Below are 17637 nucleotides of genomic sequence, written 5' to 3' on the forward strand. Positions count from 1 at the left end.
GAGTGAAAAATATGATTCATCAACAACCAGATGCATTTCCGGAAACATTTCTATGGGGTTCAGCTTCTGCCGCTTATCAAGTAGAAGGGGCGTGGAATCAAGACGGTAAAGGACCTTCCGTATGGGACGTCTTCACAAAGATACCGGGAAAAACATTTAAAGGCACCAATGGCGACATCGCGGTTGACCATTATCATCGCTATAAAGAAGATGTAGCGTTAATGGCTGAAATGGGGCTGAAGGCGTATCGGTTTTCTGTCAGCTGGCCGAGAATTTTTCCGAACGGCAAGGGAGAAATTAATGAAGCCGGTCTTGCATTTTATGATGACCTGATTAATGAATTAATCTCCCATAACATTGAACCTGTTCTGACTCTGTACCATTGGGATATGCCACAGGCGCTTATGGACGAATACGGCGGTTTTGAGTCAAGAAGGATGATAGAAGATTTCAATCAATACTGTGTTGCGCTGTATAAACGCTTTGGTGACCGGGTGAAGTATTGGGTGTCCTTAAATGAACAAAATTATAATTTTAATCACGGTTTTATCACAGCGATGCATCCGCCGGGCGTAAAAGACAGAAAGCGGTTTTATGAAGCAAACCATATCGCTTTTCTGGCAAATGCCAAAGCGATTGAATCGTTCCGCAAGTATGTTCCTGACGGGAAGATTGGTCCAAGCTTTGCTTATTCACCGGCTTATCCGCTCACAAGCCACCCGGAGGACATCACAGCTTTCGAAAATGCCGAAGAGTTTATGAACAATTGGTGGCTTGACATGTACTGCTGGGGAACTTACCCGCAAATTCCTTTTCGGTACCTGGAAGAAAAGGGCTGGGCGCCAACAATAGAACCGGGAGATATGGAGCTTCTCGCCAAAGGCAAACCTGATTTTGTCGGTGTGAACTATTATCAAACAATAACATATGAACGAAATCCGCTGGACGGGGTTTCAGAAGGAGAAATGAATACAACCGGACAAAAAGGAAGCAACCAGGAAACAGGCATGCCAGGATTGTTCAAAACGAAGAAAAACCCTAACCTTGAAACGAGCAATTGGGACTGGACAATTGATCCGACGGGCTTGCGCATTGGTTTGCGCCGAATTACAAGCCGCTATCAGCTTCCGGTGTTTATAACAGAAAACGGTTTAGGAGAATTTGATAAAGTTGAAAAAGACGGGTCCATTCAGGACGACTACAGAATCGATTATTTACGTTCTCATCTTGAGCAATGCAGACAGGCAATCAGTGACGGGGTGGACCTCATCGGCTATTGCAGCTGGTCGTTTACCGATCTGTTAAGCTGGCTGAACGGTTACCAGAAAAGGTATGGATTCGTATATATTAATCGTGATGAAGAGAATGAAAATGATTTAAGACGCATAAAGAAAAAAAGCTTTTATTGGTATCAAAACGTCATAAAAACAAATGGAGAAAATTTGTGAAGATGTCCCTGAGAGAAAGTTCTCTCAGGGATTTTTTATTGTGCAGCAGCGTCAATAATATATGTATCTGCATGCAGGTCTGACGCTTCAGCGGGAACGGTATAGCAAGTGAAGACGTATTGACCTTTCGGCAAATCAAATGACAGCCTCTTTGACATGACACTTTCTATATTTATCCCGTCCCCTGAGACATGAAAAGGAACAGTTGCTTTTTTTTCATAGGATTCAACTATGTCTGAGCTGTTGAGACGCAAGATAATAAACACTTTGGAGTTTCTCTGCGCTTCGAATGAAACGGCTCCGTCGGCCTCTGCATATCCTTTTTCAATCGCTTCATCCGTCCAATCTATTATAGGCGGCTTTGAATTCTTTTGAAAAATGGTAAATTGATGATATGAGATAATGAGCTCTTGCGGTTTCCATGAATTTGTCAATGTTATCTTCCTCCTGCCTTATTGGATGGTAAATAACACTTTCGTTCCATCTGGATAATCAGTGAGCTGATGACCGACCCATGAGCCAGCCCCGCGATTGTCCGACGGGGCGATATACTCCACAGACGCACCTTCTCCGCCTTCTTTACACATTGCCATCGGCCATTCGTCCCGATCGTATCCTGTTTTGACTGCCACATCTTTTAAAGATTGTTCTCGTCGTTCTTCAGCCCCGTCCCTGTCAATTGTGCACACATCTGACTCACCTTCATTGATCGCATCTTGAATATGTTTCGCAGTTTCAGGATAACGATCTGATGGGAAAGAAATCGTTTCGTCATACTCTTTGTCTTCAGACGCCTTTTGATTTTCTGAGGAAAAATCGCCTTTAACCAGCCCGGCAATGGCGGCAGCAATGATCACCAATATGAGCAGCAATGATTTCAATAAGTCCATTCGCGATTATCACCTCCTCTAGTCCGGCGGTTTTAAAAAACTGTTCACAGAATAAAGCAAAAGCCTTTGGCTGTAAAGGTTTGAATTTTGCGTTTTGCAGCTATTTAATTAACGAAAAGTTATCATTTTGCCTAGTGAAATACTTTTTTAAAAAGAGATAGGGACTCAATAATGATATTTTAGGAGTTATGGAACTCGGGAATCCGCAAAATTTTCTGTTGCTAATCGATCTTAAACTCATTTATTATGGCGTTAAGCTCGCCGGCCAGGTCAGAAAGCGTATCTGATGCGGCGGTAATTTCCTGCATGGCGGCAAATTGCTCCTCTGTAAGAGCCGCAGCCTGCTGGGAATTCTCAGTTGATTCTTTGATAGCAGCTGTATTTTCTGTAAAGGAAGCTGCGATTTCTTGAGTGCTGGCTGAAATATTTTGTGTCGCTGATGAAAGCCCCGAAATGCCAACGCTGATCTCTTTTGTTGCAGAGACAATTTCTTTAAATACTTCTCCGGTGCGCTGAATCATGCTGACACCCTCAATTGCTTCAGTTTTCACGGTTTCAATTGATAACGCTGACTGGTTCATGTCGCTTTGAATTTCTGTGATTAATTCAGAGATTTGGCCAGTTGATCGTTGTGATTCTTCTGCGAGTTTACGCACTTCATCAGCAACAACTGCAAAACCTTTCCCGTGTTCTCCTGCTCTGGCAGCTTCAATGGCTGCATTTAATGCAAGAAGATTTGTTTGATCGGCAATTTGGGTGATAACAGACAAAATTTGTCCTATTTGTTTAGAGTGATCATCAAGCCGCTGAATCATCTCGCCGCTTTTTTGTATAGAATGATGAATTGTATCCATTTGATTCTGAGTATCAGCAATCTCTTTTCCGCCAACTTCCGCCTTTTCTTGGGCATACTGTCCTTGTTCGGCAATAGACAGTGCCTTCTCAGTAATGTATTGAATGTCCGCCACGGCCTGTTCCAGCGATTTTTCACTGTTCACTACTTTTGTCATTTGAAAATCAGAAGTATTGGCAATGTGCTGGACTGCTTCTGTGATTTTTTCTGACGACTGGTTCGTTTCTTCGGCTCCTGCTGCAAGCTGCTGGGAAGATGATGCGAGCTGCACGGCTGATTGCTGCACGGTTTGAATGGTTTTGCTTAAAGTCTTTCTCATATTATTATAGCAAACACTTAAATCTGCTAATTCATCACTGGATCTGTCCGTTATCTCTATTGTAAAATCACCGTTTTCGGCTCCTTCAAAAGCGCCCTTGAGAGCATTCAGCCGTTTGTTGATTCTTCTTGTAAACAGCAGGACGAGAATAATAGATAAGATAATGGCTGCCGCGAGTACAATTGCGAATTGGATGAACAATGATTGGGTAAGTGACGTCAGTATGTTTTGATTGGCACCGGTGTAAAGCATGCCGATGATTGCACCGTCTTTATCTTTTAAAGGCTGATACGCCGTTTGATAGACAGAGCCTGCAACATTTGCTTCACCATAAAACTCCCGTCCGCCTTTCAGCACGGCATCAGTGACCTCAGGAGAAGCCTGAGTGCCGACAGCCCTTTCTCCGTCTTTTATAACATTTGTGGCGACTCTTGTATCTTCCTTAAAAATAGTGATGGTATCACCGGTTTTTTCACCGAGCATATCAACGATTTTTTCATTATTGTTAATGGGTGTGTCTCCTTTGTACAGTTCATTATGTTTGATGTTCCAATCACCGGTGATGACATCATCAATATAGCGGCTGCTTAAAGCGAGATCCCCTTTTGCCTTTTCGGTAGCCATTTTTTTCAGACTGTTCGTTATGTCTTTGATAATGACAGTTCCGACTGATACTGAAAATAAAAGAATAATTGTAAGAACCATGCATAATATCTTGGTTCCAAGCTTAAATTTCATGTTCTTCTTCAACATGATTCCTCCTAATGTTAATGTTTTTTGGGTCTTATTACTTATCGGGTGTTAAGGCTAAAAGTTTTATTAGAGGAAGAGAGAGAATACAAAAAAGCCGGCTCATCAATAAATGGCCGGCAGCAGCGTTGCTATTCGAGATTTGCGTGTTTTGTGAACATCGTTTGGGAGTTCAGGCCTTTTTTCTCCATGATCTTTAAAATAACTGCATCATAGAACAGCAGCAGCGTTTGTTCAAATAAAGAACCCATCGGCTGAATCGTTTTATAGTCACCTTCGGATTTGTCTTTTGGCGAGCCTGGCATTTTGATGATCAAGTCAGATTGGCTGCCGATGCTTGATTCCGGATTAATCGTTAAAGCAGCGATAACGGCTTTCAAACTTCTTGCTTTTTCTGCTGTGTGGATCAGACTTTTTGTTTCACCTGAACCCGAGCCGATAATCACGAGATCTCCATCGTGAAGCGGCGGGGTTAATGTCTCGCCTACGATATACGCGTTAAGGCCCAAGTGCATCATTCTCATAGCAAAGGATTTGGCCATTAAGCCGGATCTTCCCGCTCCTGCTGTGAAGATCTGATTGGACGAAAGAATATGATCGGCAAGCTTATCCGCTTCGTCATCGGCTATGAATGAGGCTGAGCGGTTTAGCTCATTCAAAATTTTCGTTAAGTATTCAGTCGTTTTCATTAAGCCTTATCCTTGAGTGATGAGCTGTTTCATTTTCGATGCGGCAGATGCTTTATTTTCGGCACCTGTAATTCCGCCGCCAACGATCACGAGGTCAGGTTTTTGTTTGATAACCTCAGGCAATGTTTCAAGTTTGATTCCGCCGGCAATTGCTGTTTTTGCGTTTTGTACGGCATGTTTGATCGTTGTTAATTCTTCAAATGAGTTTTTGCCTTCCGCCTGAAGGTCATATCCTGTGTGCACGCAGATGTAATCAACGCCAAGTGCGTCAATCTCTTTTGCGCGTCTTTCAATATCTTTCACGTTAATCATATCAACTAAGATTTTCTTCTGCTGTTTTTTTGCTTCTTCTACAGCGCCTTTGATTGTGGCATCGTCTGTTGCGCCGAGAACAGTGATGATATCTGCTCCTGCTTCTGAAGCTTTCATGATTTCGTAGCCGCCCGCGTCCATAATTTTAAGATCGGCCAGCACTTTCAAATTCGGAAACGCTTCTTTCATTTCTTTAACGGCTCGGAGGCCTTCGTTAATGACAACGGGAGTTCCAATTTCAACAACGTCGACATATTGTTCCACTTCTTTGACTAATTGAATTGCTTCCGGAATATTCACAAGGTCCAATGCTAATTGCAGTTCCATTAAAATCCACTCCTCATCAAGATGTATCTTACATTCTATAGAGCGGTCTAACGGTTGGGAAGTAGGCACTTTAAAGTCAAATAGTTACTTGCAGGATACTGTGGAAGGCCGGATGGGCCGAACTGATTTCTTTCTGCGCCATCTTCAAGTTAGTATAATAAAAAGGGGCATAATAAAATGTAAACTAGTATTTATTGCATACACCGGAGGTAGATTAAATGAGTCGCATGGATGAGAAAGTGTTTAATTGCGAAAAGGAATTAACACTCGCTGTGATCGGAGGTAAGTGGAAAATGCTGATATTGTGGCATTTGGGAAAAGAAGGAACGAAACGATTTAATGAATTAAAATCTTTAATCCCTGATATCACTCAAAAAATACTTGTGAACCAGCTTAGAGAGCTGGAGCAGGATATGATCATTCACAGGGAAGTGTACCCGGTCGTCCCTCCAAAGGTAGAATATTCGCTGACCGTACAAGGGGAAAGCCTGATGCCGATCCTTGACGCCATGTATGAATGGGGAAAAGGATATATGGAATTAATTGATATTGATAAAAAGGTTATTAAGGAAAATCTGTCTTGAGCCGCTCTGAATTTTAGAGGGCTTTTTTTTTTTGCTGTTTACGACGAAAAGACAGATTTATGGATCTGAAGGACAATTCATAGCAATTTACTCGGGAAATATATAAGGCGCCATTTCGGTTTTTGCGCCCTAGATGGAATTATTGTCCAGAATGTAAACGGCTTAAAGCTGAGGTACCTATAGACACAGTCTATAGGTAAAAGTAGTGTGTGTTTTCTGTTAAATATGTTTATGGAAATAATTGCGGCATACCGCAAAAATATTCCTGTAAATGAACTGGATTTTTGCGGCATGCCGCATGAAACTTTTCACCCATTTTTCGGTGATAAAAACAGTATTTTCATTTAAAGTGAACGTAAGTAAGGATAAAAATATAGAAGAAAAAGAAGAATTAGGTAAACTTTTTTAACTTAGGGACTCGGCGCTTTGCGGTCTTGAAGCCGCTGGAAAATTAGCGGCAGGTTGATAGGTTGCAAAGGCATTCGGGTCCCTCCGTTATAGATGCGGGGCGGGCTTTTTTCTGCACATAAAGCAGCCTTTTGTTTGAATGACGGCTTTGCGGGATGTAGTTCTTTTGACTCTTGTGTTGTTTGAATCAATAGACGGAGAACGGATGAAGGGATAAGAAGTAAATGAAGAGCAATGTTCACAATCTATTGAAATTAGGGGAGGCGCAAAATATGGAAATGACTTTTTACCCTTTAACGGATGCACAAAAACGAATTTGGTACACAGAAAAGTTTTATCCAAACACTAGTATTTCTAATCTGGCTGGTTTTGGTAAGCTCATTTCAGATGAGGGAGTAGATTGGAAGCTTGTAGAAAAGGCGATTCAAGAGTTTATCCGCAGAAATGAGTCTATGCGGCTTCGCTTGAGACTGGATGAGGATGAGGAGCCTGTTCAGTATGTAAGCGAGTATCAGCCTTTGGAAATTCAGCATACAGATATCAATGAAGGCGGATATTCAAAGGAATCACTATCTCAGTGGGGACGGGAAGAGGTCAAAAAACCGCTTGCATTATATGACAGCCCATTATTTCGGTTCGCTCTGTTTACCATTAGTGAAAATGAGGTCTGGTTTTATGCAAATGTTCATCATGTGATTTCTGACGGGATTTCAATGACAATCCTCGGCAATACAATTACAGATATTTATTTAGATTTGGCAGCCGGCACTGTCGATCATGAAAGCGGAACTCCTTCATTTATCGAGCATGTGCTGTCAGAAAAGAATTATGTTCAGTCAAAGCGGTTTGAAAAAGATAAGGCGTTTTGGACCGGCCAGTATGAAACCATTCCAGAGCTTGTTTCGCTGAAACGTAATGCTTCCTCTCAACAAGGACTTGATGCCAGCAGGCTGTCCAGAGAGGTAGATCAAGAGGTACATAAGCGTATTCAGCCATTTTGTGAGACTCATAAAGTCAGTGTGCTTTCGCTGTTCCAATCGGCTCTTGCCGCCTATCTGTACAGAGTGACCGGGCAGAATGACGTGGTGACGGGGACGTTCATGGGAAACCGGACGAACGCAAAAGAAAAGCAAATGCTCGGCATGTTCGTTTCTACGATTCCGATGCGGACAAGCGTGAATGGCGATCAGGCGTTTTTAGACTTTGTGAAAGAGCGGATGAAAGATTTGATGAAGGTTCTGCGTCATCAAAAGTATCCGTATAATCTGCTGATTAACAATTTGCGTGGGACTCAAAGCTCTTTGAACAAACTGTTTACGGTTTCGCTTGAATATCAAGTGATGCAGTGGCAGAAAAAAGAGAATCTTTCCTTTTTGACTGATCCTATTTTCAGCGGGAGCGGTACGAATGACATTTCGATTCATGTAAAGGAACGATGGGATACTGGAAAGCTGACAATTGATATGGATTATCGCAGCGATTTGTTTACCCGGGGTGAAATGGAGTCGATCTTGGGTCGAATCATCACGTTGCTGGCAGATGCGCTTTTGCATCCTGAACGTGCGATTGATGATTTAAAACTTATTCCTGATGATGAGAAAGAACGGCTGCTTTTACAAGCTGGCGGTAAACAAGTTCATTATCGTAAGGAGATGACGATTCCGGCTCTTTTTAAAGAAAAGGCGGAGGCGCTTGCTGATGACCCTGCGGTTGTGTTTGGAGAGAAAAAATTGTCCTATAGAACGTTACATGAACAGTCCGATCGCATAGCGAAAAGACTCAGAAAGCAAGGGGTCGGAGCGGACAGTCCGGTTGCCGTCTTGCTGGAACGGTCAGAGCGGGTCATTGTAGCGATTATGGGGATTTTGAAAGCCGGAGGCGCTTATGTTCCGATTGATCCTGATTTCCCGTCTGAGCGCATTCAGTATATTTTGAAAGACAGCGGTGCTGCAGCTGTTCTGACTGAATCACATCTGGAAGCTCCTGAAACATCTGCTGAGCTGATTGATTTTGATCAGGCACTAGCCGGGGAAACCGGCGGAGAGCTGCCTGAATATGGTGAGGCTCATGATTTGGCTTACATCATATACACGTCGGGAACAACGGGCCGGCCGAAAGGTGTCATGATTGAGCATCGGCAGGTTCACCATTTGGTTCAGTCACTGCAGCAGGAGATTTATCAGAGCGGCGATCAAACTTTGCGAATGGCTTTATTGGCGCCGTTCCATTTCGATGCTTCTGTTAAACAGATTTTTGCGGCTCTGCTTTTAGGGCAGACGCTTTATATTGTGCCGAAGAGAACGGTGACAAACGGCGCGGCCCTGGCAGATTATTATCGGACGCATCGCATTGAAGCAACTGACGGAACGCCTGCTCACTTACAAATGCTTATCGCAGCAGGAGATGTCACCGGCCTTGAGCTGCGCCATCTCCTGATCGGCGGAGAAGGCTTATCCGCTGTTGTGGCGGATCAATTGGCAAACCTCTTTAAGCAGGCGGGTCTGGAACCCCGCTTAACAAACGTGTACGGCCCGACTGAAACATGTGTGGATGCGTCTGTTCACGCTGTTCTGTCAGATAAATCTGCGGATACGCAAGCCGCATATGTTCCGATCGGCAAAGCTTTAGGAAATAATCGCTTGTATATATTGGATAAAAATGGCCGCTTGCAGGCGGAAGGCATAGACGGAGAACTTTATATTGCTGGAGACGGAGTAGGCCGCGGCTACATGAATATGCCGGAAGCCACCGCCGAAAAATTCTTGAACGACCCATTTGTACCGGGGGAAAAAATGTACCGGACTGGAGATGTTGTGCGCTGGCTTCCGGACGGAACGGTTGAATATATCGGCAGGGAAGACGACCAGGTCAAAGTCCGGGGCTACCGGATTGAGCTTGGAGAAATCGAAACCGTGCTGCAGCAGGCGCCTCAAGCTGCAAAAGCAGTGGTGCTCGCCAGACCGGATGAACAAGGAAATCTTGAAGTGTGCGCGTACATCGTGCAGAAGCCGGGATATGAATTTGCTCCTGCCGAGTACAGGGAGTATGCAGCCAAACGGCTTCCTGACTACATGGTGCCGGCTTATTTTGCCGACATACAGGAAATTCCGCTGACGCCAAGCGGCAAAGTGGACCGTCAAAAGCTTTTTGCGCTTGATGTGAAGGCGGTTAGCGCAACAGCGTATGCCCCGCCGAGAAATGATATGGAAAAAGCGCTGGCTGATATTTGGCAGAATGTGCTGAATGTCGAGGCTGCGGGTATTTATGACAATTTCTTTGAAACGGGCGGACATTCTCTTAAAGCGATGACGCTTTTAACAAAGATTCATAAACAAATCGGCATTGAGATTCCGCTGCAATATTTGTTTGAGCAGCCGACAATCGCAGCTCTTGCCGACTTCGCTTCACATACTGAAAAACAAGAGTTTGCCGCAATAAAACCAGCAGAAGAGCAAGAGCATTATCCGCTTTCTCTTGCTCAGCAGCGGACATACATTGTCAGCCAGTTTGAAGATGCTGGGATCGGCTACAACATGCCGGCCGCGGCCATCGCAGAGGGGCCTTTAGATATTGCGAAGCTGGAAAGAGCGTTTCAAGCATTAATCAGGAGGCATGAATCACTCAGAACCTCTTTTATTCTGGAAGGCAGTACGCCGAGACAAAAAATTCACAAGGACGTTCCGTTTCAGATCGAAGTCATTGATGGAGAAGGCAGGTCGAATGAGTCGGTGATGACTTCCTTTGTCCGCCGATTTGATCTGTCACAGGCGCCATTATTCAGAATCGGACTAGTGAAGCTTGAAGAAAACCGCCATATGCTGCTGTTTGATATGCACCATCTTATTTCTGACGGTGTTTCCATCGGCATCATTCTGGAGGATCTGGCTCGGATATACGGAGGCGGCCAGCTGCCTGAGCTGCGTCTGCAATATAAGGATTATGCGGTGTGGCAAAGCGGACAGGCGTCTGAAGGATACCAAAAGGAAAGAACATATTGGAAGGAAGCTTTTGCGGGCGAGCTGCCTGTGCTTCAGCTGCTTTCAGATTATCCGAGACCACCTGTACAAAGCTTTGAAGGCGACCGGGTGTCAATTAAGCTTGACGGAGATTTGAAGAAACGGCTACACCATCTGGCAGAGAAAAATGGAGCTACCCTTTATATGGTGATGCTGTCCGCCTATTATACGATGCTGGCCAAGTATACGGGTCAGGAAGATATCATCGTCGGCACGCCGTCAGCCGGAAGACATCATTCAGATACAGAAGGAATTGTCGGGATGTTCGTCAATACGCTTGCGGTCAGAAGCGAGGTGAAACGGGGTGAGTCCTTTATCAGCCTTCTAAAGAATGTCCGCCAGCAAGTGCTTGACGCTTTTGCTCATCAAAATTATCCGTTTGAATGGCTGGTCGAGGAGTTGAATATTCCTCGGGATTTAAGCAGACATCCTTTGTTTGATACGATGTTCAGCTTTCAGAATGCAACCGAAGGCATCCCTGCGGTGGGCGACTTGACATTATCCATACACGAGACCAATTTCAATATTGCAAAATTTGATCTGACGCTTCAAGCCAAGGAAACCGATCAAGGCATTGAGATTGATTTGGATTACAGCACCAAACTGTTTAAACAAAGCACGGCAGAGCGTATGCTGACGCATTTTTCTAATCTTCTGGAAAGCGCGGCGGCCGAGCCCGAGAAAAAGATCGCGCACTATCAGCTTCTTTGTGATGCGGAGGCGGTTCATCAGGTTCAGCAATTTAATCAAGAAAGAACGCCATATCCGAAAGAGAAGACCATCGTACAGATGTTTGAGGAACAAGCTTCTAAAACACCGGATCATCCAGCGCTTCAATATGAAGGCGAGACATTGACGTATGCAGAGCTGAATCGTCAGGCCAATCAGCTTGCGCGGTATATTCTGACGGTGGGAGCTGGTGACGGCCGGCCGGCAGCTGTTCTGTTTGAACGGTCAATGGACATGGTTGTTTCTATTCTGGCTGTATTAAAATCCGGTTCCGCTTATGTGCCGATTGATCCGGAACATCCGATACAACGTATTCGCCATTTCTTCAATGACAGCGGAGCGAAGGTGCTTTTGACACAGCGGAGTTTGAAGCCGCTTGCGGAAGAAGCGGGTTTTGAAGGCGTGATTGTGCTGGCTGATGACGAGGCGAGCTATCATACAGATGCCTCTGATGTGCTGCTGCCGTATGATTCGAATACGTTGGCGAATCTGACGTACACATCCGGTACGACAGGAACGCCAAAAGGGAATAAGGTGACGCATGCCAATATTCTTCGCACGGTCAAGCAAACGAACTACATTGACATTACTGAAAAAGATACGATTCTCGGTCTTTCCAATTATGTATTCGATGCCTTTATGTTTGATATGTTCGGCGCTCTTTTGAACGGAGCCAAACTTGTGCTGATTCCGAAGGACGTTGTTCTGGATATGCCGCGCCTGTCAAAAGTGCTTGAAGAAGAGAACATCAGTATTCTCATGATTACCACAGCGCTGTTCCACCTGCTGGTTGATCTGAACCCATCGTGCCTGTCAAATATCCGCAAGATTATGTTTGGCGGAGAACGAGCGTCCGTCGACCATGTCAAGAAGGCGCTGCAAACCGTTGGCAAAGGCAAGCTGCTTCACATGTACGGACCGTCGGAAAGCACTGTATTCGCGACATACCACCCGGTTGATGAGATTGAAGAACATACACTTTCCATCCCAATCGGCAAGCCTGTCAGCAATACAGAGGTGTATATCCTTGATCCGTCAGGCAGAGTGCAGCCGGTCGGCGTTGCTGGTGAATTATGCGTCAGCGGAGAGGGGCTTGTCCAAGGCTACTACAACCGCCCTGAACTGACTGAGGAAAAATTTGTGCCGCATCCGTTTAAAGACGGAGAACGCATGTATAAAACAGGTGACTTGGCCAGATGGCTTCCGAATGGCGATATCGAATTTATCGGGCGGATTGACCATCAGGTAAAAATCCGCGGACAGCGGATCGAGCTGGGAGAAATTGAGCACCAGCTGCAAAGCCATGACCGTGTTCAGGAAAGCATTGTTCTTGCTGTCGATCAAGGCGCAGGAGACAAACTGCTTTGCGCTTACTTTGTCGGACAGGGAGAGATCTCGAGCCAGGAGCTGAGAGAGCATACGGCGAAGGATCTGCCTGCTTATATGATTCCGGCTGTTTTTATACAAATGGATGAGCTGCCGCTGACGGGGAACGGGAAAATCGACCGCAGAGCGCTTCCGGTTCCTGATGTGAACGTATCTGCCGGTGTGTCATATGTTGCTCCGCGAAATGAAACAGAACAAAAAGTGGCGGATATCTGGACTGAAGTGCTTCAGGTTGAACAGGTCGGAGTTTATGACCAATTCTTTGAAATCGGCGGCCATTCTTTAGCCGGTATGAAGCTGTTAGCTCTGATTCATCAGGAATTTGGAGCGGAGCTGACATTAAAGGAGCTATTCCAGTCTCCGACAGTGGAGGGCTTAGCGCAAGCGATCGTATCTGCCGATAAGGAGACAGCCGTCCACATTGCTCCGGCGAAGAAACAAGAAACCTATCCCGTTTCTTCTCCGCAAAAACGGATGTACGTCCTGCAGCAGCTGGAAGGAGCCGAAAAAAGCTACAATATGCCGTCGGTTCTGCGACTGAAGGGCGAGCTGGATATTGAAAAGCTCAACCGTGTCATGAAACAGCTGATTGACCGTCACGAGGCCTTCAGAACAACCTTTGAAATCAAAGATGGAGAAACCGTGCAGCGCATTTGGGACAAGGCTGAGTTTGAAATGGAATATACAGAAGCCGCTGAAGGGGAAACGGAATGCATCATTGACGCGTTTATCCGTCCGTTCGAATTGGATCAGCTGCCTTTAGTCAGAATGGCGCTCATCAAGCTTTCTGATGCAGAGCATTTGCTGTTGTTTGATATGCATCATATTATATCCGACGGTGCGTCTGTCGGCGTATTGATTGAAGAAATGTCGCAGCTCTATGCAGGAGAAACGTTGGAGCCGCTCCGCATTCAGTATAAAGATTATTCGGTGTGGCAGCAGCAGTTTATCCAGTCTGAGCTGTACCGGAAGCAAGAGGATCATTGGCTTAAGGAGCTTGACGGGGAACTGCCTGTTTTAACGCTTCCGACGGATTACAGCCGCCCTGCTGTTCAGAGCTTTGAAGGGGACCGAATCACATTCTCATTGGAAGACCGGCAGACACATGCCCTCCGCAAACTGGCGAAGGAAACCGGTTCAACCATGTATATGGTTCTTTTGGCTTCATACAGCGCCTTTTTGTCAAAGCTGAGCGGACAAAACGATATTATTGTCGGCTCACCGATTGCCGGACGCTCACATGCGGATATCAGCCAAGTGATAGGTGTATTTGTGAACACGCTGGCCATGCGATCGTATCCGAAGGGAGAAAAAACCTTTACAGCTTATCTTGAAGAGGTCAAGGATACAGCACTCGGCGCCTTTGGAGCGCAGGATTATCCGTTTGAAGAACTGATCGGAAAAGTTCAGGTTCAACGGGATACGAGCAGAAATCCACTGTTTGACGCTGTGTTTTCTATGCAAAATGCAAATGTAAAAGCCTTGACGATGGAAGGGATTGAACTTGAACCGCATCCGTTTGAACGGAACTCGGCCAAGTTTGATATCACACTGACGGCTGATGAAACAGAAGGAAGGCTGGAGTTTGTACTTGAGTACAACACGGCATTGTTTAAACCAGAAACCATTGCAAAATGGAAAACATACTGGCTCCATCTGCTCCAGATGATTACCGCCAGCCCTGACCAAAAACTCTCAAGCCTGTCACTGGCTGACGAAGCAGAAAAACAAAGCCTGCTTGATGCATGGAAAGGCAAAACGCTTTCTGTGCCGCGGGACAAAACAGTTCATCAGCTATTTGAAGAAACCGCTGATCGCTTCGGCACTCGCCAAGCCGTTACGTACAACGGAAGCTCATGGACATACAGTGAGCTGAACGCCAAAGCGAACCGTCTGGCGCGTATTCTGATCGACTGCGGCGTCAGTGCGGATGACCGCGTCGGCATTCTTACGAAGCCGTCGCTTGAAATGTCCGCCGCGGTGCTGGGCGTGCTGAAAGCAGGCGCGGCATTTGTGCCGATTGATCCTGAGTATCCGGATCAGCGGATTAAATACATTTTAGAAGACAGCGGCGCGAAGCTTCTGTTCACACAGGAAGAACTCAGTGTGCCGGAAAGCTACACGGGAGAAGTCATTCTTCTGAATGGGGAGCGCTCTATTTTGAGCCTGCTGCTTGACGAGAACGACCGGGCGAATCCGCAGACAGAGACAAACGCGGATCACCTCGCATATATGATTTACACGTCAGGAACGACTGGACAGCCGAAGGGTGTCATGGTCGAACACCACGCGCTTGTGAACCTGTGCTTCTGGCATCACGACGCATTTGGTATGACGGCAGAGGACCGCAGTGCGAAATACGCGGGCTTCGGATTTGACGCATCCATTTGGGAAATGTTCCCGACATGGACGATCGGTGCCGAGCTTCACGTGATTGATGAAGCGATCCGTCTCGATATCATCCGCCTGAATGAGTATTTCGAACAAAACGGCGTTACGATCACCTTCCTGCCGACCCAGCTGGCGGAGCAGTTTATGGAGCTTGAAAACACATCGCTCCGAGTGCTTCTGACAGGAGGAGACAAGCTGAAACGGGCGGTGAAACAGCCATACACGCTCGTCAATAACTACGGCCCGACTGAAAACACGGTCGTTGCCACAAGTACAGAAATCGATCCTGAGGAAGGTTCGCTTTCCATCGGACGCGCGATTGCCAATACGAGAGCCTACATTCTCGGCGACGGCGATCAGGTCCAGCCCGAAGGGGTGGCCGGAGAGCTTTGCGTTGCGGGCCGCGGGCTTGCGCGCGGCTATCTGAACCGCGAAGAGGAAACAGCGAAGCGGTTTGTCGCCGATCCGTTTGTGCCGGGTGAACGCATGTACCGGACGGGCGACCTTGTCAGATGGACGGCAGAACACGGCATCGAGTACATCGGCCGGATCGACCAGCAGGTCAAGGTGCGCGGCTACCGGATCGAGCTGTCAGAAATTGAAGTTCGCCTCGCCCAGCTTTCGGCTGTGCAAGACGCGGCAGTGGCTGCGGTGAAGGATAACGCGGGCAACACCGCGTTATGCGCGTACGTTACACCGGAAGACGCTGATACTGAATCACTCAAGTCCGCGTTAAAAGACACGCTGCCGGACTACATGATCCCGGCGTACTGGGTAACGATGGACGAGCTTCCTGTGACCGCCAACGGAAAGGTTGACCGCAAAGCCCTGCCTCAGCCTGATATTGAAGCGCAAAGCGCGGCATACAAGGCGCCGGCAACGGAAATGGAAGAGCTGTTAGCTGCGATTTGGCAGGATGTCCTCGGCATCCCGGACATCGGCATAAGCGACAACTTCTTCACACTTGGCGGCGATTCCATCAAAGGAATTCAAATGGCGAGCCGCCTGAACCAGCACGGCTTGAAGCTGGAAATGAAGGATCTCTTCCAGCATCCGACGATCGAAGAGCTGGTGTCTTACGTAGAACGCACGGAAGGCAAAGAGGCTGATCAAGGTCCTGTAGAAGGAGAAGCGATGTTAACGCCGATCCAGCGCTGGTTCTTTGACCGCAAATTTACGAATCAGCACCATTGGAACCAATCGGTGATGCTTCACGGACCGAAAGGCTTTGACCCGATAGCGGTTGAGAAAACGTTACAGGCACTGACGGAACATCATGACGCGCTTCGTATGGTCTATCTCGAAGAACAGGGAGACGTCATTCAATATAACAGAGGACTCAACGAAGCATCTGTAGATATGAAGGTGTTCCAACTCAACGGGCCGGCGATTGACAATGAGGAAAAAATCGAGCGTGAAGCAGACCATCTCCAAAGCAGCATTGTATTGGAGACTGGCAATCTGTTAAAAGCCGGGCTTTTCCAAGCGGAGGACGGCGACCATTTACTGCTTGCAGTTCACCACTTAGCGGTAGACGGTGTTTCTTGGCGGATTTTACTGGAGGATTTCGCTGCTGTCTATACCCAGTTAAAGCAAGGAAATAAGCCGGTCCTTCCGCAGAAGACCCATTCATTTGCCGAGTATGCCGAGAGGTTAAAAGAATTCGCCAACACGAAGGCCTTCTTAAAGGAAACGGATTATTGGAGACAACTAGAGGAAAACACAATTCAGACGCCGCTTCCGAAAGACCGTCAATCCAGCGATCAGCGAATGAAGCATACAAGAACGGTTCAATTCTCGCTGACTGCCGAAGAAACAGAAAAGCTGACAACAAAGGTTCACGAGGCTTATCACACGGAAATGAATGATATTTTACTGACAGCGCTCGGTTTGGCGATGAAGAACTGGACAGGCCAAGACCAAGTAAGTGTTCACTTAGAGGGACATGGCCGTGAAGAGATACTCGATGATATATCCATTTCGCGGACTGTCGGCTGGTTTACAAGCATGTACCCGATGGTGCTCAACATGAAGCATGCCGACGATTTGGCATATCAGCTAAAGCAAATGAAAGAAGATATCAGACACGTTCCGAACAAAGGCGTCGGCTACGGCATTTTACGTTATCTGACAGCGCCGGAACATAAAACAGAACTCGAATTCTCTATTCAGCCGGAGATCAGCTTCAACTACTTAGGGCAATTTAACGAAATGGCGGATTCCGGATTGTTTACAAGATCCTCAATGCCATCTGGACAATCATTAAGCCCGGAGACAGAAAAACCGAATGCGCTGGATATCGTCGGTTATATCGAGAATGGAACGCTGACGATGACACTGGCCTATCATTCTCTGGAATTTCATGAAAGAACCATCCAGGCTTTCAGCGACAGCTTTAAAACCCATTTACTCAAAGTAATAGAGCATTGCTTAGCCCAAGATGGCACAGAGCTTACGCCTAGTGATCTTGGTGATGATGATCTGACACTTGATGAGCTTGATAAATTAATGGAAATTTTTTAATAGAAAAAGACA

General features: G+C 46.4%; 8 protein-coding genes. 3 read left to right on the forward strand and 5 right to left on the reverse strand.

The genetic code is table 11. The features are described 5' to 3' along the window. The first annotated feature begins 11 nt into the window (after window positions 1-11). A complete protein-coding gene (locus AAHT65_RS08830) occupies window positions 12-1448 on the forward strand; it encodes a glycoside hydrolase family 1 protein (protein ID WP_088116477.1) in 1437 nt (478 codons plus the stop codon). A gap of 35 nt (window positions 1449-1483) precedes the next feature. Here AAHT65_RS08830 and AAHT65_RS08835 read toward each other — a convergent pair whose 3' ends face one another. The 5 genes from AAHT65_RS08835 to hxlA form a co-directional block, all read right to left on the reverse strand. Next, window positions 1484-1882 (reverse strand): competence protein ComJ, encoded by a 399-nt coding sequence (locus AAHT65_RS08835; RefSeq protein WP_010787604.1) that lies wholly within the window; start codon window positions 1880-1882, stop codon window positions 1484-1486. Window positions 1883-1900: 18 nt separating this feature from the next. Further along, complete coding sequence (locus tag AAHT65_RS08840; RefSeq protein ID WP_343311370.1) at window positions 1901-2338, reverse strand: NucA/NucB deoxyribonuclease domain-containing protein; 438 nt, start codon at window positions 2336-2338, stop codon at window positions 1901-1903. Window positions 2339-2559: 221 nt separating this feature from the next. Beyond that, complete coding sequence (locus AAHT65_RS08845; protein ID WP_343311371.1) at window positions 2560-4263, reverse strand: methyl-accepting chemotaxis protein; 1704 nt, start codon at window positions 4261-4263, stop codon at window positions 2560-2562. 128 nt (window positions 4264-4391) lie between these two features. Then, the gene (gene hxlB / locus AAHT65_RS08850; RefSeq protein WP_010787607.1) at window positions 4392-4949 is read right to left on the reverse strand and encodes a 6-phospho-3-hexuloisomerase; all 558 of its coding nucleotides are present in this window, start codon (window positions 4947-4949) and stop codon (window positions 4392-4394) included. A 6-nt stretch (window positions 4950-4955) separates the two neighbouring features. After that, a complete protein-coding gene (gene hxlA, locus AAHT65_RS08855; protein WP_315916363.1) occupies window positions 4956-5588 on the reverse strand; it encodes a 3-hexulose-6-phosphate synthase in 633 nt (210 codons plus the stop codon). Window positions 5589-5806: 218 nt separating this feature from the next. On the opposite strand from hxlA, the gene AAHT65_RS08860 reads away from it, so the two are divergent. Both AAHT65_RS08860 and srfAA read left to right on the forward strand, forming a co-directional pair. Then, window positions 5807-6172, forward strand: a complete 366-nt coding sequence (locus AAHT65_RS08860) for a winged helix-turn-helix transcriptional regulator (RefSeq protein ID WP_003328081.1) — start codon at window positions 5807-5809, stop codon at window positions 6170-6172. Window positions 6173-6852: 680 nt separating this feature from the next. Beyond that, window positions 6853-17625, forward strand: coding sequence for a surfactin non-ribosomal peptide synthetase SrfAA (srfAA, locus tag AAHT65_RS08865; RefSeq protein ID WP_343311372.1), 10773 nt, complete (start codon window positions 6853-6855; stop codon window positions 17623-17625). The last annotated feature ends 12 nt before the right edge of the window (window positions 17626-17637 follow it).

Origin of the sequence: Bacillus atrophaeus (genome assembly GCF_039519175.1) — a bacterium.
Taxonomy (GTDB): domain Bacteria; phylum Bacillota; class Bacilli; order Bacillales; family Bacillaceae; genus Bacillus; species Bacillus atrophaeus.